Raw genomic sequence first — 20,550 nt, 5'->3', positions numbered from 1 at the left:
TATGCTGACGCAACAAAACTACAAATCAGACATCAAGCCGATATTCTGCCCGGGCTGCGGGGACTACGGCGTGGATTCTGCCATACTGAAGGCCATGACAGACCTGCAGCTCGACCCCGACAATACAGTCGTGGTTTCCGGCATAGGCTGCAGCTCCAGCATGCCGCACGATCTCAAGACGTATGGCATACACGGCATACACGGCAGGGCATTGCCGATAGCTGAAGGCGTGAAGCTCTCAAACGAGTCGCTTACCGTGCTTGTTGCTGGGGGCGATGGCGACGGCTATGGGATAGGCATGGGGCACTTCGTCCACGCGATAAGGCGCAACATAGACATAACCTACATAGTCATGAACAACGAGATATATGGGCTCACTACAGGCCAGGCATCGCCCACCAGCATGATGGGCCAGAAGACGAAGTCGACGCCGTTCGGCGTGATAGAGAGGCCCGTAAACCCGATTGCAGTGGCGTTGGCCGCAGGTGCGACATATGTCGCGAGGGGCTTCTCCGGCGACCCGATGCACCTTGCGAAGCTCATAGAGGGCGGCATAAAGCACAAGGGCTTCGCGCTGATAGACGTGCAGAGCCCGTGCGTCAGCTTCAACCACTTCAACACCTACGACTGGTTCAGGCCAAGGGTATACAAGCTGGAGGAGCAAGGGCACGACCCTCACGATTTCAATGCAGCTATGCAGAAGGCCTTCGAGTTCGACAACGATAGCAGCAAGTTCCCGATAGGGCTCTTCTACGAGGCCGACAAGCCGATATACGCTGCGCTCGACGTGGCGCTAAAGAAAGGCCCGCTGGTAAGCCAGCCGATGCCCACAAAGGAAGAGATAGCTGAAGTCATGTCCGAGCATATGCTGGACTAGCAAGAAGAAAAATGGGTGCCGAGGCGTTTAGCCCCGGCAATCCCGCCGTATTTTACGGCTTTATGGTGGAGAGCCCAAGTGCTCGTATATCGCCGTGTAGCCTATGAAGAGCAGCAGGAACGTGGTTATTATCAGCAGAGCGAACAGGAAGTAGTATGCATACTTCAGGCCGCTCTTTGAACTCGTGTACACCAATGGCGAGAATATTCCTGATAGCGCAGCGAACACGTAAAGGCCGAATGCCGGCAGGAAGTTGGCGCCGCTCTCGAGGCCGAAAGCAGGTATGGCCACAGCCTGCATGGCAAGATATATGCCGAAGAAGAACCCGAATATCGTCAGTATCTTGATGTCGATGTTCTTGTAGAGCATGTATCCGCCCATGAGCATCAGCAGGCCGAGGACAAGCTGCGCATCGCCGAAGAGCATGTTGTATGCGCCGGGCATGGGCCATGCGAACGAAAGGAAGAAGCCGCTTATGAAGTTGAACATTCCGAGAACGAACATTGGCACAGCGAGATTAGCAAGTCCTTTCTTGCCCCTTGCAAACATAAATGCGTATATCGCGAGCAGCAACGTGCTCAGCCCTGCTACAAGCAGCATTACAGCAAGCGGGTCTACGAAAGCCATTGACTCATCCGTTTACCACATCAAAAGCAAAGAATTTAAGCATTTCCAGAATGCAAGCGCTTTTGGTAAAACAAGTATACCTAGGGGAAGCGCATTGCAGCGGCGCAAGCGGCAATACCTTTATATAGAGGATGAGAAATTGGCATGGTGCTTTTATGGCTGCGGAAAACTGCCCAGTGAGCAAGATTATGCGCGACGAGAAGCTCAGCCCTAGCGAGGTCGGCCACATAATGAGAGCTAACTGGCGCATGGCCGTTGTAAGCATGCTCGCGCCAAGGCACGACGGGATGTTCTACAACGAGCTGCTTGCGCAGTCAGGTCTCACGGCCAAGACGCTCTCCGCTGTGCTCAAGGATTTGGCAAAGGCCGGCTTTGTAGACAGGGAGGTAATCGACACTGCGCCGATCAGGGTGAAGTACGCCCTCACCACTGCAGGGATAAAGCTCATTGGTTTGGGTTGCCCGCTCATAGAGCTCGCTGCAGCGCAGAGCAGGAAATGATTCCATTAAGGCGCAAGCCTGTTGACCATGCGCGGGAATGGTATCGCATCGCGTATGTGCTCCAGGTTCAGCAGCCATTTTATAGTGCGCTCTATTCCCATCCCGAAGCCTGAGTGCGGCACCGAGCCGTACCTGAGCAGATCAAGGTACCACGAGTAGTTGTCAAGGTTGAACTTGACGCCCTTCGCCTTCTCCACCTCGTGGAAGCGCTCCATCGCCTCGTCATATTTCCATATGCGCTGGCTGCCGCCTATTATCTCTCCATGGCCGTGGGGAGCCTGCAGGTCTGCGCAAAGCACGGTGCGCTCGTCCTTCGGGTTCACCGGCATGTAGAACGGCTTGAGCTCCCTGGGCCAGTAGGTTATGAAAACAGGCTTGTCTTCGTCGGCCATCAGCAGGCGCTCCTCGTCCACGCCGATGTCATCGCCCCAGCTCAGCTTTTTGCCCTTGTCGGCCAGGACGTCGAGCATCTTCTCGTAGGTCAGGCGCTTAAACGGCGGCTTTATTTTCAGCAGCGCCTCAGCATCTGCGCCAAGCGCCTTCAGTTCGTCGGCATGCTCAGCGCCGAGCTTGTTGGCTACGTAGCTAACCAGCCTTTCCTGGAGCTTCATGCTCTGCTCGTTGTTGTAATAGGCCATCTCCGGCTCGAGGTGCCAGTACTCTGATAGGTGCTTGTTGGTCCTCGATTTCTCGGCCCTGAAGGACGGCACGAATGAATACACCTTCTCCAGCGAGTATATCATCGCCTCGGCATAGAGCTGCGACGATTCGGTCAGGTAGGCTTTCTGCCCGTAATAATCGATTTCGAACATCGATGAGCCGGTCTCGCCGCCGGCTTTTGTTATGAGCGGCGGGGTTACCTCGTAGAAGCCGTGCTTGTCCATGAACGCGCGCGTATACCTGAAGATGATAGAGCGCAGCCGCATTATTCCCACCATCTTGGTGCTTCTCAGCCAGAGGTGGCGCTTGTCGAGGAGCAGCTCAGTGCTCTGGTATTCTGTTATCGGGAATGGTTCGGAGGCATTTGTGAGCTTGAAGGCAGTGGCCTCAACCTCGAAACCTGTCGGCGCGCGCTCGTCGGCCTTTACCGTGCCCGATATCTCAATGCTCGATTCAACGCTGGCCTCTGTGGCTGCCTTCCACGATGCTTCGCCTACGCTGCCCTTCTTTACAGCCACCTGCATTATGCCGGTGAGATCCCTGAGCACTATGAAAGCTATGCCCCCGCTCTCGCGCTTCCTGTGCACCCAGCCGCGTAGCTTTACCTCCTTGCCGACGGCCTTCTGCGCCGCGGATACATGCAAGTATGACATTGGACCACTCTAGAGGTAGCTGCGCCAAATCTTATATTGATTCTGTTTCTGCACAAACGAGCTCGTGATTGCGAAGCGCGGTGCATTGCAACGGCCCGAAGGGAAAGGAAGCGCAATCTACGGGAACAAGCGCTTGATGTCCCTGAAAGCGAAAGTCACCTCGCGCACGTTATCGACGCCTAGCAGCTGCATCAGCAGCCTGGTGAGCCCGAAGCCGAAGCCGCCGTGCGGCGGCGCACCGAACCTGAAGAAGTCGGTATAGAACTTTATGTTCTCCTCGCCTAGACCCTTCTCCTTGGCCTGCCCAATGAGCACGTCGTGCCTGTGCTCCCTCTGGGCGCCGGTGGTAACCTCAAGACCCTTGAAAAGGAGGTCGAAGCCTTTCGTGACGCTGGGGTCGCTCTCCTTCCTCATGTGGTAGAAAGGCTTGGCGCTCCACGGGTATTCCGTGATGAAGATGAACTCGCTACCATATTTCTCCTTGGCCATGGCGCCCAGCGTTCGCTCCTCCTCAGGTACGAGGTCGTCGTTTGCGACAGCAATTCCCTTTTCTTTCAGGAACGCCTTCGCTTCCCTGAACGTCATCCTCGGGAACGGAAGCCCAGGCACCACAATGTCCACGCCGTACAGTTTCTTTATTTCGGCGCCGTGCCTTTCCCTTACCTTTTCCATCACGTGCGCGAGCCATCCCTCCTCGAAGCGCATTACGTCCTCATGAGACTCTATCCACGACATCTCCATGTCGACAGACGTATACTCAGTGTCATGCCTGGTGGTGTTAGAGGGGTTGGCCCTGAAAACAGGCCCGATCTCAAACACGCGGTCCAGGCCTGCGCACATCGCCATCTGCTTGTAGAACTGCGGCGACTGTGCAAGGAACGCCGTCCTGTCGAAATACACAACAGGGAACAATTCGGCTCCGCTCTCGCTCGGAGAGCCCATGAGCTTAGGCGAATGTATCTCGACGAAGCCGTTCTTGAGCCAGTACTCCCTCATCGCGGCCTCTACCATGGTCTGCACCTTGAATACCAGCGCGTTCTTCTGCTTCCTAATGTCTAGGAACCGCCAGTCAAGCCGCGTGTCGAGCAGCGCATCGGTCTTTCCGTATACCTGTATCGGCAGCTTCGGTTCGGCCCTGCTGAACACTACGATCTCTTCCGGGATTATCTCAATGCCGGAGGAGACCTTTTCGTTTTCGTTGACAGTGCCCTTTATCCCGATTGTCGATTCCTTGGCAAGATCGCCGATTTCATCGAAGGGCTTCGTGTCGCTCCTCAGGGTTAGCTGAACGGTGCCGCTCACGTCTGCAAGCAACGCGAACTTGAGCTTGCCCACGTCACGCACCTCCCTTAGGAAGCCCATGACGGTCACGCTCTTGCCATGCATGCCTTTGCCTATGTCTGCGAGCATGCAGCTCCTCTTCCAGCCATTGCTTTCTACCATACATACACCATTACGCCTCCGGTAGGACTCGAACCTACGACCTACTGGTTAACAGCCAGTCGCTCTACCTACTGAGCTACAGAGGCATTCCCAGCGCATTTCTTATCAATTTTGCTATCTCCCTCGGGTCTCCCCGTTTCTTCGTCTTGCTCAGCACGAGCCCTATCAGGTACTGCATAGCCGCCTCTTTGCCTTCCCGCAGCTCGGCCGCCGCCGTGGAATTCTCGCTTACCACATTTTTAACAGTTCTCTCCAGCTCTTCAGGCGTAAGCGGCTCCCCTGCGCTCCTTGCCAGCTCTGAGGGGCTTGCACCTGTATCGACGTATTCCTTTATCAGCTCCTTAGCGTATCTCTCGCCTATGCTGCCCCTGTCCATCAGGCCGAGGAGCTCGGCAAACGTGTCCGGCCTCACCTTAGATTGCGATATGCGCTCGGATCTCCAGTTCAGGCTCTTGAGCAGGTAGTTCGTCATCCACCTTGATACGGCGAGTGGCTTGCCGTGCAACCTGCACGTTTCCTCAAAGAATGCTGCGAAGTCGCTGCCGGTGTAGACTATCACCTTCGCATCGTACCTGCTTATGCTGTAATCCCTTGCCAGCCTTTCCACCATGCTGTCAGGCAGCTCGGGCATGCTGCCCCTTATGCCTGCAATCCACTCCTCTGACAGGCCAAGGACCGGCAGGTCCGGATCGAATATGTAGCCGTAATCCTCTTCGAACTCCTTCTTCCTTAGGGGGCTTGTTGTCTTAGCTATCTCGTCGAAGTGCCTGGTCTCGCGTTCTATCTTCCTGCCCAACCTGAGCAGGTTCTGCTGCCTGACTATCTCGTAGTTCAGTGCCTTCTCGACGCTCTCGAAGCCAGTAATATTCTTTATCTCAGCGCGTTCGCCCCCTTCTATCGATATGTTGGCGTCCACTCTTATTGATGCGCCCCTCGCCTGGTCGTAGACCTTCAGGTAGTCCAGAATCGTAGACAGCTTGTCTAGGAAAGCGCGCGCCTCTCTCGGGCTCTTGATGTCGGGCTCTGTCACTATCTCGGCCAATGGAACGCCTGCCCTGTTGTAGTCCACCAAGACGTAGCTCGTGGTCTCGAGGTTACCGTTCGCGTATATTATCCTTGCCGGATCCTCCTCGAGGTGCACGCGGCGTATCCTTATTGCCGAGCCGTTCACGTCAATCTTGCCGCCCATAGCTATAGGAACCTCGTACTGCGTTATCTGGAAGTTCTTCGGCATGTCAGGGTAGAAGTATGTCTTCCTTGAGAAGTATGTCTCGCTGTTTATCGCACAGCCAAGGGCGAGGCCAATGCTTATCACGTGGTCCACGGCCCTCTTGTTCAGCACCGGCTTGGCCCCTGGATAGCCAAGGCAGACCTCGCATGTCGATTCGTTGGGCTTTGCATCGCTGAGGTATGCCTCGCACTGGCAGAAGAGCTTGCTCTCGGTATTGAGCTGGCAGTGCACCTCCAGCCCTATCATTACCCTAATCATAACCACCTTCCAGCGCCGAGGCGGCGCTTATAAGCCTGCCCTCCTGGAAATGATCGGCAATCAGCTGCATGCCGACAGGAAGCCCGTCGACCTTGCCGGCGGGCACAGATATCGTCGGGAAGCCGCACAGGTTAGGCGCGGTCGTCATCTTGTCCATGTTGTACTTCTCGAGGGGCGACATAGCGCTTATCTCGTCGAACCTCGGCGGCAATATAGGCATTGAGGGCGTTGCAAGCGTGTCGATTTTTGAGAATGCCTCCTTGAATTCCCGTATAAGTAGGGCGCGGACCTTCAGCGCCTTGGTGTAATATGCATCCCTGAAACCGGCCGCGCGCACGTACGTTCCGAGTATTATCCTGCGCTTGGCTTCTTCGCCGAAGCCCTTCGAACGTATTTTCGAGAAATATTCAGAGAACTCGCCAGCTATTTCGTCATGGGCTCCATATCGCATCCCGCAGTACCTTGCCAGGTTTGTCGAGGCTTCGCCCATCGCTATTATGTAATATGCGGAAATCGCGTACCTCGTGTACGGAAGGCTTACGTCGACCAGCTCGGCGCCAATTGCTTCGAGCTTATGTATCGCGTCGTACACAGGCTTTGAGATCTTTCCGTCCACGCCTTCAAAGTATTCCTTTGGGATTCCTATCTTGATCCCCTTTATGCTCTTGCCTACGTGCCGTGTAAAGTCCTCAGGTCCGGCCTTGTGACTCGTCGAGTCTAGAGGATCATGGCCTGATAGCACGGAGAGCATCAGCGCAGAGTCGTACACCTCCCTTGCTATCACTCCGATCTTGTCCATGCTGTTGGAATAGTCTATAAGGCCATACCTGGATACGCGCCCGTAGGTAGGGGTCAGCCCGACTGTGCCGGTGAACGCTGCCGGTGCAGTTATGCTGCCGCCTGTAGATTCTGCTATCGCTATGTGCGGGAAGTCTGCCGCTGCGGTCAGGCATCCTGCACCACCGCTGCTGCCCCCGCAGGTCCTTTCGGGATCTAGAGGGTTCTTTGGCACTGAATACGCGCATGTGTCTGAGAACGTACCAAACCCGAATTCATCCTGTGCCGTCTTCCCAAGTATCAATCCGCCGGCGGCCTTGGCCTTTGATACCGCAGTCGCATCATAGGTAGGCACGTAACTGTCGAGAATCCTCGAGCCTGCAGTGGTCCTGAGCCCCTCTGTGCATATGCAGTCCTTCACAGAGACAGGGAGATAGGATAAAGCGCCGCCGCTTTTACGCTGCATGCCAAATGAGGGATTTATCGTTATGAAAGGAGAATATATTTCCTGTATAGATTTGGCGCTTTCCTTGACTTTTGCCGCAAAGTCCTCAAGGTCGACACGACCCGCCCTGACGTCCTCCAGAAATGTCTTTACGTCTATTAATAGAACCGCCTTGTCATACTAGTTTTGGACCCACTATATAGCCGCCTTCCAGCGCATCTGTGTTTTTCTTTATGTCAATCTTTCTTTTCCTTGCCGGGGCATCGTCACGCCAGACATTCTCTACCGCAGTGGGGTGATAGGCCGGCCGCACGCCCTCCGTTTCGGCTTCGCCTATCGACCTGAATGCCGCGAGTATCTCCGACATCTCGGTGACGAACCTCTCCTTTTCTGAGTCGTCCAGAGTGAGCTTTGCGTCTGAGCAGATGCGCTCGAGCAGCGTGGCATCAACCTTCTGAAAATCGACCATACACCTCTAATTGGCTGCAACTCCATTTATAATTCTTTTGTGCATCGGCCAGGAAACTTAGCGGGCATGCCAAATGGTACTTAACAAAAGGTAGCACCATATATTCCTTCGCGTTGCGGAAACATTAAAATAAGATTGCAGAGATATACGGAAATCTGGCGATGTGATGCTGAAGGAGGTCTACAACGGTTCTATAAGTTACATGCAGGTAATGGATGAGAGCGGCGCTATAGACGCCAGCCTGATGCCCAAGGAACTCACTGACGACAAGATACTGGACATGTACAGGAAGATGAGCTTCGCAAGGGCCCTTGACGCGAAGACGCTCAGCTTGCAGAGGCAGGGGAGGGCTGTAACGTATGCACCGCTGATAGGCGAGGAGGCCGTCCAGGTGGGCAGCGCATCGGCTATGCGCCAGAACGACATCTTTGTGCCGAACTTCAGGCAGCATGCAGTTTATCTTGTGAGAGGGCTGCCGCTCGAGGATTTCTTCGTTTACTGGCGAGGCTTCGAGGAGGGGAATGCGGTGCCGAAGAGCGTGAACGGCCTGCCGGTGGCGGTGCCTGTGAGCACGCAGCTGCCGCACAGCGTTGGGATGGCGTACGCGCAGAAGTACAGGAAGACCGGATCTGCTACGATAGCGTACGTCGGCGACGGCGGCACGTCAGAGGGCGACTTCTACGAGAGCATAAACTTCGCTGGCGTCTTCAAGCTGCCGCTTGTCATTATCATAGAGAACAACCAGTGGGCCATATCGGTGCCCAGGTCGAAGCAGTCGGCGGCACAGACGCTCGCGCAGAAGGGCATCGCCGCAGGCATAAAATGCATGCAAGTGGATGGCAATGACGTAATTGCCATGTACAAGGCCACGAGCGACGCGATAAGCGACACCGCGACAGGGCCGACGCTCATAGAGGCTGTGACGTACAGGATGAGCATGCACACGACGGCCGACGACCCGACGAAGTACAGGCCTGACGCTGATGTCGAAGCATGGAAGGCGAAGGATCCGATCGCGCGCGTCAGGAAATATCTAGAGGGCAAGAGGCTCTGGAACGACAGCATGGAAGGCAAGATGCAGGACGAGCAGCTGAAGCTCATAGACGAGGCAGTGGAGAAGGCAGAGCAGTTCAAGCCCGACCCCAGGAGCATGTTCGAGAACGTTTACAGCTTCATGCCTGATGTGCTCAAGGGCGAGGAGGACGAGGCCATAAGCGCAGGCTTCTGGCAGGGTTGAAGCGATCGCATGAACACTAATATGATAGGCGCGCTTAACAGCGCAATGGACCTCTGCATGCAGGAAAATCAGGACATGGTGCTTCTCGGTGAGGACATAGGCAAGGACGGTGGGGTGTTCAGGGTCACCGATGGACTCTTCGACAAGTACGGCGCAGACAGGGTCATAGACACGCCTCTAGCAGAATCGGGCATAGTCGGAACTGCCATAGGGATGGCGCTGGCAGGCATGCACCCGGTGCCGGAGCTGCAGTTCGCGGGCTTCATGTACCTGTCATTCAGCCAGCTGGTCAACCATGCCGCAAGGTACAGGAGCAGGACGCGCTCTGCGATGAGCCTGCCTATGATCATAAGGACCCCGGTAAGCGGAGGGGTGCGCACGCTGGAGCACCATTCTGAGAGTCCCGAGGCATTCTTCGCGCATCCGGGAGGCATAATAGTCGTCGAGCCATCCACGCCTTACGACGCCAAGGGGCTTTTCATAGCTGCCGCGCATCTCAACGATCCGGTGCTGTTCCTGGAGCCGACGAAGCTATACAGGCTCTTCAAGCAGGAGGTGCCCGATGCGATGTACGAGGTGCCGATAGGAAAAGCAAGCATTCTCAAAGAGGGCGATGACGTGACGATAATAACTTATGGCACGATGGCTAGCCTGGTAAACGATGTGGTGGAGAAGAAGAAGGTGTCGGCGCAGGTCATAGACCTTAGGACGATAAACCCGCTCGACGAGAAGACGGTTCTCGAAGGCGCTAAGAAGACTGGAAGGGTGCTCATCGTGCACGAGGCGCCGACGAGCTTCGGGGTGGGCGCAGAGGTATCGGCAAGGATAGCCGAGAAGGCCATGTACGATCTGGATGCACCGATAATGAGGGTCGCGGCCCCAAGCTTCCCTTATCCATTCCCCGGCTATGAACAATATTACCTGCCGAACGAGACCAGGATAGGCAATGCAATAGACAAGCTGCTGTCGATGTAGGTGTTCCAATGAAGGAGCTGAAATTCGTTGATGTTGGAGAAGGAATAACAGAGGGTCATATACAGAAGTGGCTCGTCAAGGACGGCGAAATGGTGAAAGAAGACCAGCCAATAGTCAAGGTGGAGACCGACAAGGCAGTAGTCGACGTCCCGGCGCCTGGCAGCGGCATGGTAAAGGTGGTGGCGAAGGAGGGCACTGACGTGAATGTCGGCGACACCATAGCTATTATAGGCACAGCTGAGGAACTCAAAGGCGTGGCTGCTAAGCCTGGCCAGGCCCAGCAGCAGTCGCAGAAACCGCAGGCAGCAACAACAGCAACGCAAGCCAAACCGGCAGCAAAGGAGGCAGAAGCCGCGCCGTCCGTGCGCAGGCTGGCGGAGCAGCTCGGAATAGACATAAATGTGGTGCCTGGCACAGGCCCACACGGGCGCATACTCGAGAACGATGTAAGGGCGTTCGCTTCCAAGTCTAGCGCCGCACCGCAGCAGGCAGCCGCTACGCCCAAGTTCTCCGAAGTGCTGGAGGAGCAGCACGGCGAGACTGTGGAGCGCGTGCCGCTGACCCAGACGCGCAAGGCGATTGCGAAGAACATGGAGGCGTCATGGACCATACCAAGAGCATCGCATATGGACATCGCAGACGCTAATGCCCTCTTTGACGTGATGCAGAAAGAAAAGGGCAAGATGCTGGAGCAGTTCGGCGTCAAGCTCTCCTACCTGCCGTTCATAATCAAGGCGACAGTCGAGGCGCTCAAGGAGAATCCTCATTTCAATGCGAGCTACGACCGCGACAAGCTGGAGATAATAGTGAAGAAGTATTACAACATAGGCCTCGCAGCTGAGGGACCTGACGGGCTGAAGGTCGTGGTGGTGAAGGACGCGGACAAGAAGAGCATACTTGAGCTCGCCAACGAGATAGCAGAGCTGCACAGGAAGGTCACCGACCAGAGCATAACGCTGGACGAGATGCGCGACAGCAGCTTCACCATAACGAATGTTGGCAGCCTGGGCGGCGGATTCCTTGCAGTGCCCATGATAAACTACCCTGACGTGGCTATACTGGGCGTGACCGTTGTGCGCGATTGGCCCGTTGTGGAAAATGGCATAGTGAAGGCCGGAAGGATACTGCCTTTCACGCTGACGTTCGACCACAGGGTTGTTGACGGAGCGGAGGCCGTCAGGATGGGCAACGCCTTCAAGAAGTACATAGAGGATCCAGACTTCCTGGAGATGCTTTGATTGTGGTGCTCGCATGGTAATGGGTGAACTCCCGGAGAACGTCGACATTGCCATAATAGGTGGAGGCGTGGGTGGCTATGTCGCAGCAATCCGCGCTGCAGAGCTTGGAAAAAGCGTGGCATTGGTGGAGAAGGAGAAGCTGGGAGGGCATTGCCTGAACTATGCCTGCATACCCTCGAAGACACTGATACACATATCAGACATATTCTACGAGGCCAAGAACTCTGAGAAGTTCGGCATCCATGCTGATAATGTGACGCTCGACGCGAAGAAGATGTACGAGTGGCGCATGGCGGTGTCAAAGAAGCTCGAGGATGGCGTAGCGTACCTGTGCAAGATGAACCAGATAGACGTGTTCAAGGGCACCGCAACATTCCTGTCGAACAGCAAGCTGCAGCTGAGCACCGGCATAGAGCTGGACTTCAAGAGCGCGATAATAGCGACGGGCTCGGTGCCCGCACCTATGAAGGGCTTCGAGTTCGACGGCAAAACCGTTCTGGATTACAAGCAGGCGCTTATGCTCGACTACGTTCCGAAGAGCATGACGATAATCGGCGCAGGATACGTATCTGTCGAGATAGGCATGCTTTATGCGAAACTTGGCACCAAGGTATCGATAGTAGCCAGGTCTGATGTACTGTCGAGGTTCGACAAGGAGGCGGTCGCAGTAGTAAAGAAGAAGATGGCGAGCCTTGGGATAGATGTCCGCACTGCCGTGACACCAGTCTCCCGCGATGGGGCGGCAGTGAAGCTCAGCGACGGTACAATGCTGAACTCCGATATTGTTGTAGTGGCAGTTGGGCTCGTTCCCTATACTGACGGCCTAGGCCTTGACAACACCAAGGTGGAGCGCGACCAGAAGGGCTTCGTCGGGGTGGATGCGCACCTAAGGACCGCAGAAGGCAATATTTTTGCCATAGGAGACGTCATCGGCGAACCGATGCTGGCCCACAAGGCGATGAGGCAGGGTGTAGTTGCGGCGGAGGCCGCGGCAGGAATGCAGGTCTCGTACGACAACAGAGTCGTACCTGCAGTCATATTCTCCGATCCTGAAATCGCAATAGCAGGCAGCATCGAGGAAGGCAATGGCATAACGGTCAAGAAGTTCCCGCTCACTGCCCTCGGCAGGGCGATAGCGTTCGACGAAACTGCAGGGTTCGTGAAAATCGCATACGATGGGGACGGGATCGTGAAAGGAGTTGAGATAGTCTCGCCTGATGCCAACGCCATGATTGCAGAGGCGTCGCTGGCCATAGAGATGGGAGCCACCGTGGAAGACATAGCCTCAACAATACACCCGCACCCGACGTTCAGCGAGTCTGTCCAGGAGGCGGCGGAGGCTGCGGCAGGCAGACCCGTTCACTTCTTCTACGGCAAGTGATGCGATGGACTATTCAAAGGATTTTACCAGGCAGGACGTCAATACCAGCATAGGTATGCTGCATTCGCTCCGCCACGCAGGCAACGGCCCTAAGCTGTTGCTGATTCACGGGCTGGGAGGCACGACAAGGGCATGGGAGAGGTTTGTGGGGTTCATGCCAGAAGATTACGACGTGACGCTTCTCGACCTTCTCGGCCATGGGGAATCAGATGCCCCAAGGATAGAGTACACGGTAAAGGTGCAGGTTGATGCGCTTAGGGGATTCCTTGAGGCCACGCATTACGGCGATGCGTGCATAATGGGCAATTCTTATGGCGGCTGGGTAGCCGCTTACTATGCCTCGCTTTACGAGATAAAGGCGCTCATACTTGAGGATGCGGCTGGGCTGGAGGAGCAGTTCGACGAGCTGCTGAGCAATGGCGACATCGAGGCACGGCGCGATGATATGATCAAAAAGCTCATCATGACGAACGACAACAGGGAGTATGTGATGAGGAGCATAGCAGGGGAAAACGCAACGACGGACCAGCTCACGAGCAACATATTATCAAGGATAAACGCCCCCACGCTCATCATATGGGGTGCTGACGACAAAACGATAGACAGGCGTTTCGCGGACGTCTTCGCCAAAGGCATAGGCAACAGCCGCATCAAAATAATAGATGGCGGCGGCCACACGCCGCATTTCTTAGGCGCTGAGGAGACCGCAAATGCCGTGGTCGCCTTCATTGGAGAGATTCAAGCACGCACCAAGCTTTAAATTAATTCGAGTGCATTCAAATAACCCGTGATTATATGCCAGATGTTGCGTATCCGGTAACAAAGAAGCTATATGAAATAACGCTTTCAGAGAGCGCGACGCCGGAGGTCCAGCTTGTGCGGATGAAGGCGGTTGACGGCAGCGCATTGAACTTCGATGCCGGCATGTTCGCCATGATATATGGCATAGATGCTAGCGGAAAGGAGTGCGTAGGCAGGGCCTTTTCCATAGCGTCTGAGCCTAACGCGCCCGAGCTCGAGTTCTTCGTGGTAAAGGAGCACGGCGGGCACGTTTCGCACTTCATGGAGACCAAGCCGGGAGACAGGTACAACGTTGTGGGCCCGCACGGACAGTTCAAGTTCGTTCCGGGAGTTGACAAGAAAGTCCTCTTTATTGCAGGCGGCACCGGCCTTGCGCCGTTCATGTCAATGATACGCCACCTTAAGCGCCTGGGCACCACGGCAGACGCGGTGCTGCTCTACAGCGTGAAGTTCCCAACAGAGATACTCCTCAAGGAGGAGCTCTTCCAGCTAGCGAAAGACCTTAACATAAAGCTCGCAGTCACTGTCACGAGGCCGCAACCGGGAGACGGTTGGCAGGGCGAGACCGGCCACATAGGAGCCGACATGATAAAGAAGCATGCCCCGGATGTGCTGGAACGCGTGAGTTACATATGCGGGCCGCTGCCTTTCGTCAATGCGCTGAAGGACGCGCTCGTGCAGCTGAACGTGCCTAAGGCGGAGATAAAAGCCGATGTCTGGGGCTGATTACACAGTCGTAATAAGCCCAAGAGCAATACGGCCATTCGATCATATCTTGCTAAGCCTGTTCACCATCTCTTCTAGAGGGAGCTTCGTGGTGAGCAATGGGATGTTTTCTATCTGCGCGATCTTCACCGCAAGCTTGTCCACGTTGGTCAGATTGTGTATGAGCACGACCTTGGGCTTTATCGGCGCGACGCGTATCACCACCATAGGCGACCTTCCAGTCGACACGTGCTCGAATATGAACACGCGCTCGGTCGTCGAGCCGAAAAGCTTGGGATACTCTGACAGTTGCATCTCCAGTATGACGCGTATGCTGTCGAGCTCGGTGTAGCCGAAAAGCTTTATGGAGTCCATTGTTGAGGGATTCGCCACTACCTTGCCCTCTATTATGCGCGTGAAGTCCATGGCGCTTATAGGCGTTGTGAAATCGTGGATCTTGTATGGCGGCTCGGCATCCTTGTTCCCTCCTGAGAACTTCTCGAGGCTCTGCCTCACCGCGCTGCCCCTGCTGTCGTCTATGCTGAAGAGCGCCGTCACGAAGCGCTTTATGACGCCGACGCCGGGGCTGAGCCTGCGGTTGCTCTCGTAGTCGCTTATCGTAGAGGCCGAGATCTTTATCACCTTGGCAAGGTCGGCCTGCGTTATCCCGAACAGCTCGCGCCACTTCTTCATGACGCCGCCCGGGCTGTCCGAAAGTGCGATCTCGCCCGCAATGCGCTCTTCAAGCTCGTCCATGGTTTATCATCATTGGCTTGCGTGCCTTGGCCGCTTCGCCCCATCCTTACCTGTTTTGGGGGCTCCAGTCTTCTTATACCTATCGCTTCTTATGCCATGATAGAGCGCGTCTACTTCTGCCTGTGTGGGCACTCCCTTCGCGGCCTGGGCAGGGCTGGGCCGCATGGCGCCGTACACAGCAAGCACTATGCCTGCCACGAACAGCAGTATTGCGGCTATGCCCTCTGCACTGAACCTGATAAAAGACTGGCTGGCCAGCTTGGAAGTGACGGCCGGAAGGTACACGAACGTCGCGTTTATCGGGTTTGCATTCACGAGCGTGCCGTTCATATTCTCTATGACCGCATAATACGCCCCTGCAGGCACCACGCCGGTGCTCTCGTTAAGCGCGTTGCTGATATATGCCGGGGGATACGATAGCGTCGGGGGCACGAGCGCGGCAGGCGTCCCGCCGTATATGACCATAGCGCCCATGCCTTCCAGCGACTCGGCAAGCTTCAGGCCGTTGTACGGCTGGCTTGGCATGCTGCTGTTCCATGCAGTGAAAGCGCTCTGGTTGAACAGGAACACGTTTGATGCGCTGCTCGATGCCGTATAGAACTCGATTGCGGATGTACCGTTGGCCGTTATCGGCATTGCCTTGTAACCTAGCACGGGTATTGTCATGTTCTCGACAAGCTGCTGGCCGTGCGGCACGTTCAACGACGATGATGATACTGAAACAAAGAGCGCAACAGATAGTGCCATGAGCAGCAGTCCTATGTACACTATTTTCTTGCGCATGCTATCGCTACCCTTTTCTCATGCAGGTATTAAAGTATTACCAGAACGATTAATAAATTGAATGCGAAGATAGGTTAGGCAGTAGGATGGAAGGGATTGAAGGCCCGAATCGGCGACAATCTGTTCCAGAGCGTTCGTCATTAGGCAGAGCTGACATCTATGGCGTGGTTTAGGCGAAAGGCCGAGGAAAAGGAAGCTCAAGGCAATGCGGTACGGAGGGAGCGCATGGTGCTGTCGCACAGGGACCGCGTGCTCATAACATTAATAGGCATAGGCGTGCTGCTGGTCGCGGCGCTGGTGCTGTCCGTGCTTGACGCACTGGCCGTGACCCCGCTGCAGGGATGCGGGCGCATACTCCTGCCGGCGCAAAGGAACGCATGCTATGCGCAGCTGGCCAACTCCACGGAGAACGCCACGATATGCGGCTTAGTAGGCATTGAGCAGCAGAGAAGCACGTGCGCGCTCGGCCTTGCCGAGCGGGAAGGCAATGCAAGCGCATGCTATGCCGCAGGCATGACGCAGGCCGATGCAGCCTTATGCGCGACCGATGCCGCACAGTACTCCGGCAGCTTCAGCGAATGCCTGGCATTGGGCAATTCCACGTACAAGTCCACTTGCATATACGACCTAGAGCAGGAGCACGGTTTTGACAACGTATCGTATTGCAGCGACATACCGAATTCGACGGAAATCGCATACTGCCAGGACACATACTACTACAACAGGGCGCTCGACACGCTCAACGCCACATACTGCAGCATGCTCCCTGATTCTTCGAATGGCACCCCATTGTATGTGCTCATGCAGGTACAGGCGGCCAACTCAAGCAGCGTGGACTCGCTGAGTTACCTTGAGGCCAACCCTCTTGCTACGCTCAACTCCACCGACCTCGCGATGTGCTACTACCAGATCGCGGCGAGGACAGGCAACCAGCAGCTTTGCGCGCATACAAGCGGCACGCTCAACGACCTTTGCCTCTCGGAAAGCGGGGCGCAGAAAAGCACGAACTACACGAACACCACAATCACGCCTGCGAGCGTCGCGGAATCGTGCGGATCTGCCGGGCTTAGCGGCACGCTGCTCAACGCGTGCGAGAACTACCTGTTCCTCAGCGCAGCAGCCTCGCACCACAACGAGACCTACTGCAGCTATATAACAAACGCCTCCATAAAGACTACCTGCATCTCCTATGCGACGAACAGCAGCACCTAGGCGCAGCAACGTTCGAGGATATGATATTCATGGCAGACATGGAAGGCATAGTAACCGCGATAAAGCTAGGAGGCCGTGACGGCGACAACGTATATACTGTAGTATCTGACTCCGTGATGCAGCTGAGGAGCGACATGAGGCTCGAGCTGTATGACAAGGTTGCAGTCGCCGAGCAGGGCGACGGCAGTTTCAACGTGCGCGTCACAGGAAACGGAAAGAACGAATGGAGCGATAAGGTGCGGCGGCTTGCCAGCAAGATAGCCATAGGCGAGCCGAGCACAGAGTACCTGAGCAACGGCGCAGCAGGCGTTATGGCGAAGATGGCGCCGGCGTTGAAAGATGCAGCCAAGACGCTCCTTGAGGCGCTGATAAGCGGCGCGCCGGTCCTGGTAAGGTTCCACAATGATGGTGACGGTGGGAACGGGGCGCTTGCGCTCTACAAAGCGGTGGAGAGCCTGAAGGAACGTACGCACTATTCGCTGGATAACGTCATATGGATAATCAACCCGGGAGTGGCATACGGGCTTGATTCATTTTATTCAGACACGTTGCTGTTGAACAGGTATGCCAGCGCATTGCGCCCGCTCATAACCATCATAGACTTCGGCACCGCCAAGGAGAGCGAGGCGAGCATGGGCGAGGCGAAAGGCAAGTACGATTTCCTGTGGATCGACCACCATCCGATAAACGGTTTCGACACGCAGGGCGCAAGGCACTACATCAGCCCGTGGCTTGCCGGGGGCGATTCAAACATAACGGCAGGTTTCGTGGCGGCCTGCTTCGCGGAGATGATAAGCGGCCTGAGCTTCGCCGTGTTTAAGATGGCATCGCTGGTAAGCGACCACAGCAGCTATGCCGATAAGGGCGACACGAAGGCATGCGACATCGCAGTTGTAGTCGACGCGCTGACTGTGCGGCCAGAGGCGCCGTCAGGTCAAAGAATCACGCCGAAATACATCGACGGCATACTAGAGAGCAAGGAGAAATTCGACGACATGCTGCGCGATGTGAAGGGGCAGTATGCGAAAGCGATGGACATCGGCGTGAACTCGGCCAAGCATTACGTCGGCATGTTGGGCATGAGCGTGTACGTCGTCGACTACAAGCCCATATTCGACCTGGGCATGCAGCATGTCACCAAGGGCAAGTACTGCTCTGGCCTGCAGGACGAATTCGAGAAGAGAAGCGGCGACAAAACGATAACGATCGTGCACAGCAACGGCTCAGCCTCGATAAGGATCAGCAAGGCCATGGCGCCCGCGATAGGCATAGGGAAGATCATAGAGGAGATGAAAACAGAAGCCAGCTACATAGACAGCGGCGGAGGCCACAACGAGGCCGCAAGCATAAGGACGAGCAAGGAGCATGACAGGGAGCTTGTCGGACTTCTACTCAGCAAGCTCGGAGTCACGCGTAGTTAGCTTCCATCCACGAGATTTCCTTGGGCGTAAGGCCGTATTTCTGCATGAAGAAGTCGTGCACAGCCTCTATGTCCATGCCTGACTGCTGCGAGAGGCGCGCCATGTGCGCCAGCAGCGCCATGTCGGTCCTGCGTATCTCCCTTATGTTGGAGTTTATGACGCGCTGCAGCTTGCCCGCTATGGCGACGCCCGTGCTGCGCTCCTCCTTCGATGCGCTAAGCGACTTGATCACTCTGGGAAATGCATAGCGCTCGGACGTGCTGGGATAGTTGTCCTTTGCCAGCGAGACGCCGCCCGACATGAGCACGTTCGCATACCGCCAGTACGTGTAGTAGTGGGAGCGGTTGGCGCGGTTAAGGTACTTCGACGCGTCGGCTATGCTGGACATCGCCCTTGACAGGTCGGCGCTGTTTGCATAACGACGCGGCACGTTCTCCTCCAGATAGTTAACGAGCATCTCGGGCTCCAGGCCGACCGATGATGCGGCGCGCAGAGAAGCCGCAAGCGTGTTGGCCATGAAAATATGGTCAAGCGTCGCGAAGGCATCGTGCTTCTTGTCGCGCATGCCTATGACCTCTATCGTTTTCTGCTGCGCGCTCGCCACTGCGTACATGTCGTTTATGGCGCTCCTGACGTCGCCGTCGGTCCGGGCAGCTATTTCGTATAGGACGTCGCGCTGCACGCCCATGCCGTGCGCGTCTGAGAGCCTTTCCAGCACACCTACGATCGACTGCACGGAAACCTTCTTGAATGCGACAGGCATGGTGCGCGACCTGAGGAACGAGATCGACCTGCTCCACCTGTCGTTGGCTATGAATATTATGGGGTTGCGCGACTGTTCGATCAACGATGATACTGCAGCCTGCGCACCGCTGTCAAACCTTGCGCTGAGCTCGTCTATCTCATCCAGAAGTATGACGTTCCTCGTGCCGAACAGCGACGACGAGGTCGCAGAAGATATCAGTATGCGCTTCACCGTGGCGCTGTCCCGGTAGTCGCTGGCGTTGAGCTCTATCAGGTTCCAGTTGTGGCGGGCCGCAAGCGCATGGACAGCTGCAGTCTTGCCTGTGCCCGGCGGCCCATAAACGAGAGGGGGCATCTGGGCGCGTTTTGCCTGTACCTCTATGGCAAAATCGGACAGCTGCCTCACGGCCTCGTCGTTCCCCTTTATCTCGGAGATGTCGCTTATTTTGTAGAGGTCGAAAAGGTCCATTCTGGCACCGGACGGGCTTGGCTAGGGTTAGCAATATTTAATAATTCCCATTAATATAAGTAATAACAAATGCAGATATTTAATGCTGATTGATGACAGGGTAACCAGAGGTACACGGCGTAGTTAGACGCTGTTTTGCACGTTCAGTGCATTCGATGCGGTAACATGCGTAGGGAAATTGAGAACATACCGGAGAACGTCGCGCTCATACCTGATGGCAACAGGCGCTGGGCCAGAAACCATAGGATGACGCTGCTAAGCGGGTACGGCCTCGGCATCAAGAAGGCCATAGACTTCGGCATATGGCTGAAGAAGCTCGGCGTGAAGACGTTCACGGTGTGGGCGCTATCTACTGAAAACCTGAATGGCAGGAACAGGGCGGAGCTCAGCGTGCTGTACAGGCTCTACATAAAGACGGCGCACGACAGGAATGTGCTCGGCCTTCTCGCCAAGAACGGCGCGCGCGTCAAGATCTTCGGAAACATGGAGCTTCTGCCACAGAACGTCAGCAGGGCCCTAAGGTCGCTTGAATCGAAGACGAAGAGGTACAAGGACTTCACGATAAACCTGCTCATAGCGTACGGAGGCAGGGAAGACATACTGCATGCGGCCAAGATCCTCGTCTATAATGCGCTGCGCGAAAAGCAGAGGCGCATAACCGAGGCGCTGCTGCGCAGCCAGCTGCGCACTGCCGCAGTTCCAGAGCCCGACCTGATAATAAGGACGTCCGGCGAGCTCAGGCTGTCCGGCTTCATGCCCTGGCAGTCGTCCTATTCAGAGCTATACTTCACGAAGAAGTACTGGCCCGACTTCTCCGAGAGGGACCTCGGCAGGGCGATCTCCGAGTTCTCAAGAAGGAAGAGGAGGTACGGCAGGTAGGCAGTGTTC

Annotated in this window: 20 protein-coding genes and 1 tRNA gene; 11 read left to right on the top strand and 10 right to left on the bottom strand. The window is 55.8% G+C overall.

Going from position 1 to position 20,550, the window contains the following annotated elements; translation table 11 throughout:
- Position 1 precedes the first annotated feature (1 nt).
- Positions 2-877: a thiamine pyrophosphate-dependent enzyme gene (locus tag M1158_04220; protein ID MCL5100290.1), complete on the top strand. Its 876-nt coding sequence runs from the start codon at positions 2-4 to the stop codon at positions 875-877.
- Between the two features lie 60 nt (positions 878-937).
- On the opposite strand, the gene M1158_04215 is transcribed toward M1158_04220, so the two are convergent.
- Positions 938-1,504 carry a DUF981 family protein gene (locus M1158_04215; protein MCL5100289.1) on the bottom strand — a complete coding sequence of 189 codons (567 nt, stop codon included), beginning with the start codon at positions 1,502-1,504 and terminating at the stop codon, positions 938-940.
- A 155-nt stretch (positions 1,505-1,659) separates the two neighbouring features.
- Between M1158_04215 and M1158_04210 the strand changes: the two genes are divergently transcribed.
- Complete coding sequence (locus tag M1158_04210; protein ID MCL5100288.1) at positions 1,660-2,004, top strand: winged helix-turn-helix transcriptional regulator; 345 nt, start codon at positions 1,660-1,662, stop codon at positions 2,002-2,004.
- 5 nt (positions 2,005-2,009) lie between these two features.
- Here the strand turns inward: M1158_04210 and asnS are convergent, their stop codons facing one another.
- The 6 genes from asnS to gatC form a co-directional block, all read right to left on the bottom strand.
- On the bottom strand, positions 2,010-3,317 hold the full coding sequence (asnS, locus tag M1158_04205) for an asparagine--tRNA ligase (protein ID MCL5100287.1): 1,308 nt from the start codon (positions 3,315-3,317) through the stop codon (positions 2,010-2,012).
- Positions 3,318-3,434: 117 nt separating this feature from the next.
- Positions 3,435-4,727, bottom strand: a complete 1,293-nt coding sequence (gene aspS / locus M1158_04200) for an aspartate--tRNA(Asn) ligase (GenBank protein ID MCL5100286.1) — start codon at positions 4,725-4,727, stop codon at positions 3,435-3,437.
- A 46-nt stretch (positions 4,728-4,773) separates the two neighbouring features.
- A tRNA-Asn gene (locus M1158_04195) sits at positions 4,774-4,846 on the bottom strand.
- Positions 4,837-6,237 carry an Asp-tRNA(Asn)/Glu-tRNA(Gln) amidotransferase subunit GatB gene (gene gatB / locus M1158_04190; protein ID MCL5100285.1) on the bottom strand — a complete coding sequence of 467 codons (1,401 nt, stop codon included), beginning with the start codon at positions 6,235-6,237 and terminating at the stop codon, positions 4,837-4,839. Before gatB ends, M1158_04195 begins: the two co-directional genes overlap by 10 nt.
- 4 nt (positions 6,238-6,241) lie before the next feature.
- Positions 6,242-7,492, bottom strand: a complete 1,251-nt coding sequence (locus M1158_04185) for an aspartyl/glutamyl-tRNA amidotransferase subunit A (GenBank protein MCL5100284.1) — start codon at positions 7,490-7,492, stop codon at positions 6,242-6,244.
- A gap of 154 nt (positions 7,493-7,646) precedes the next feature.
- Positions 7,647-7,940, bottom strand: coding sequence for an Asp-tRNA(Asn)/Glu-tRNA(Gln) amidotransferase subunit GatC (gatC, locus tag M1158_04180; protein MCL5100283.1), 294 nt, complete (start codon positions 7,938-7,940; stop codon positions 7,647-7,649).
- A gap of 166 nt (positions 7,941-8,106) precedes the next feature.
- Between gatC and pdhA the strand changes: the two genes are divergently transcribed.
- Genes pdhA through M1158_04150 form a run of 6 tightly spaced genes read left to right on the top strand, consistent with a single transcriptional unit; the run spans position 8,107 to position 14,298 of the window.
- The gene (gene pdhA, locus M1158_04175; GenBank protein MCL5100282.1) at positions 8,107-9,177 is read left to right on the top strand and encodes a pyruvate dehydrogenase (acetyl-transferring) E1 component subunit alpha; all 1,071 of its coding nucleotides are present in this window, start codon (positions 8,107-8,109) and stop codon (positions 9,175-9,177) included.
- A gap of 9 nt (positions 9,178-9,186) precedes the next feature.
- A complete protein-coding gene (locus tag M1158_04170) occupies positions 9,187-10,152 on the top strand; it encodes an alpha-ketoacid dehydrogenase subunit beta (protein ID MCL5100281.1) in 966 nt (321 codons plus the stop codon).
- An 8-nt stretch (positions 10,153-10,160) separates the two neighbouring features.
- A complete protein-coding gene (locus M1158_04165; protein ID MCL5100280.1) occupies positions 10,161-11,390 on the top strand; it encodes a 2-oxo acid dehydrogenase subunit E2 in 1,230 nt (409 codons plus the stop codon).
- Between the two features lie 13 nt (positions 11,391-11,403).
- A complete protein-coding gene (gene lpdA, locus M1158_04160; protein ID MCL5100279.1) occupies positions 11,404-12,771 on the top strand; it encodes a dihydrolipoyl dehydrogenase in 1,368 nt (455 codons plus the stop codon).
- 4 nt (positions 12,772-12,775) lie between these two features.
- A complete protein-coding gene (locus M1158_04155; GenBank protein MCL5100278.1) occupies positions 12,776-13,531 on the top strand; it encodes an alpha/beta hydrolase in 756 nt (251 codons plus the stop codon).
- Positions 13,532-13,566: 35 nt separating this feature from the next.
- Positions 13,567-14,298: an FAD-binding oxidoreductase gene (locus M1158_04150; protein MCL5100277.1), complete on the top strand. Its 732-nt coding sequence runs from the start codon at positions 13,567-13,569 to the stop codon at positions 14,296-14,298.
- Positions 14,299-14,340: 42 nt separating this feature from the next.
- On the opposite strand, the gene M1158_04145 is transcribed toward M1158_04150, so the two are convergent.
- Both M1158_04145 and M1158_04140 read right to left on the bottom strand, forming a co-directional pair.
- Positions 14,341-15,033, bottom strand: coding sequence for a helix-turn-helix domain-containing protein (locus tag M1158_04145; protein MCL5100276.1), 693 nt, complete (start codon positions 15,031-15,033; stop codon positions 14,341-14,343).
- A 9-nt stretch (positions 15,034-15,042) separates the two neighbouring features.
- Positions 15,043-15,816, bottom strand: a complete 774-nt coding sequence (locus tag M1158_04140; protein MCL5100275.1) for a hypothetical protein — start codon at positions 15,814-15,816, stop codon at positions 15,043-15,045.
- Between the two features lie 159 nt (positions 15,817-15,975).
- Between M1158_04140 and M1158_04135 the strand changes: the two genes are divergently transcribed.
- Both M1158_04135 and M1158_04130 read left to right on the top strand, forming a co-directional pair.
- Positions 15,976-17,028 carry a hypothetical protein gene (locus M1158_04135; GenBank protein ID MCL5100274.1) on the top strand — a complete coding sequence of 351 codons (1,053 nt, stop codon included), beginning with the start codon at positions 15,976-15,978 and terminating at the stop codon, positions 17,026-17,028.
- Positions 17,029-17,057: 29 nt separating this feature from the next.
- Positions 17,058-18,449 carry a hypothetical protein gene (locus M1158_04130; GenBank protein MCL5100273.1) on the top strand — a complete coding sequence of 464 codons (1,392 nt, stop codon included), beginning with the start codon at positions 17,058-17,060 and terminating at the stop codon, positions 18,447-18,449.
- On the opposite strand, the gene M1158_04125 is transcribed toward M1158_04130, so the two are convergent.
- Positions 18,436-19,662, bottom strand: coding sequence for a replication factor C large subunit (locus tag M1158_04125; protein MCL5100272.1), 1,227 nt, complete (start codon positions 19,660-19,662; stop codon positions 18,436-18,438). The two genes, M1158_04130 and M1158_04125, sit on opposite strands and share 14 nt — an antisense overlap.
- Before the next feature lie 165 nt (positions 19,663-19,827).
- On the opposite strand from M1158_04125, the gene uppS reads away from it, so the two are divergent.
- A complete protein-coding gene (uppS, locus tag M1158_04120; GenBank protein ID MCL5100271.1) occupies positions 19,828-20,541 on the top strand; it encodes a polyprenyl diphosphate synthase in 714 nt (237 codons plus the stop codon).
- Positions 20,542-20,550: the final 9 nt, after the last annotated feature.

It is taken from the genome of Candidatus Marsarchaeota archaeon (genome assembly GCA_023473665.1).
Classification (GTDB): Archaea; Micrarchaeota; Micrarchaeia; order Micrarchaeales; family Micrarchaeaceae; genus JAMCYM01.
The sequence above is the reverse complement of the archived record's forward strand: the minus strand, read 5'-3'. Positions and strand labels throughout refer to the sequence as shown.

Bases quoted from the DNA above. Each gene is read 5' to 3' on its own strand.
- M1158_04210 (MCL5100288.1), top strand. From the start codon at position 1,660: ATGGCTGCGGAAAACTGCCCAGTGAGCAAGATTATGCGCGACGAGAAG.
- M1158_04220 (MCL5100290.1), top strand. From the start codon at position 2: ATGCTGACGCAACAAAACTACAAATCAGACATCAAGCCGATATTCTGC.
- aspS (MCL5100286.1), bottom strand. From the start codon at position 4,727: ATGCTCGCAGACATAGGCAAAGGCATGCATGGCAAGAGCGTGACCGTC.
- gatB (MCL5100285.1), bottom strand. From the start codon at position 6,237: ATGATAGGGCTGGAGGTGCACTGCCAGCTCAATACCGAGAGCAAGCTC.
- pdhA (MCL5100282.1), top strand. From the start codon at position 8,107: ATGCTGAAGGAGGTCTACAACGGTTCTATAAGTTACATGCAGGTAATG.
- gatC (MCL5100283.1), bottom strand. From the start codon at position 7,940: ATGGTCGATTTTCAGAAGGTTGATGCCACGCTGCTCGAGCGCATCTGC.
- M1158_04155 (MCL5100278.1), top strand. From the start codon at position 12,776: ATGGACTATTCAAAGGATTTTACCAGGCAGGACGTCAATACCAGCATA.
- M1158_04150 (MCL5100277.1), top strand. From the start codon at position 13,567: ATGCCAGATGTTGCGTATCCGGTAACAAAGAAGCTATATGAAATAACG.
- M1158_04140 (MCL5100275.1), bottom strand. From the start codon at position 15,816: ATGCGCAAGAAAATAGTGTACATAGGACTGCTGCTCATGGCACTATCT.
- M1158_04130 (MCL5100273.1), top strand. From the start codon at position 17,058: ATGGCAGACATGGAAGGCATAGTAACCGCGATAAAGCTAGGAGGCCGT.
- M1158_04185 (MCL5100284.1), bottom strand. From the start codon at position 7,492: ATGCAGCGTAAAAGCGGCGGCGCTTTATCCTATCTCCCTGTCTCTGTG.
- asnS (MCL5100287.1), bottom strand. From the start codon at position 3,317: ATGTCATACTTGCATGTATCCGCGGCGCAGAAGGCCGTCGGCAAGGAG.
- M1158_04170 (MCL5100281.1), top strand. From the start codon at position 9,187: ATGAACACTAATATGATAGGCGCGCTTAACAGCGCAATGGACCTCTGC.
- uppS (MCL5100271.1), top strand. From the start codon at position 19,828: ATGCGTAGGGAAATTGAGAACATACCGGAGAACGTCGCGCTCATACCT.
- M1158_04135 (MCL5100274.1), top strand. From the start codon at position 15,976: ATGGCGTGGTTTAGGCGAAAGGCCGAGGAAAAGGAAGCTCAAGGCAAT.
- M1158_04215 (MCL5100289.1), bottom strand. From the start codon at position 1,504: ATGGCTTTCGTAGACCCGCTTGCTGTAATGCTGCTTGTAGCAGGGCTG.
- lpdA (MCL5100279.1), top strand. From the start codon at position 11,404: ATGGTAATGGGTGAACTCCCGGAGAACGTCGACATTGCCATAATAGGT.
- M1158_04145 (MCL5100276.1), bottom strand. From the start codon at position 15,033: ATGGACGAGCTTGAAGAGCGCATTGCGGGCGAGATCGCACTTTCGGAC.
- M1158_04125 (MCL5100272.1), bottom strand. From the start codon at position 19,662: ATGGACCTTTTCGACCTCTACAAAATAAGCGACATCTCCGAGATAAAG.
- M1158_04165 (MCL5100280.1), top strand. From the start codon at position 10,161: ATGAAGGAGCTGAAATTCGTTGATGTTGGAGAAGGAATAACAGAGGGT.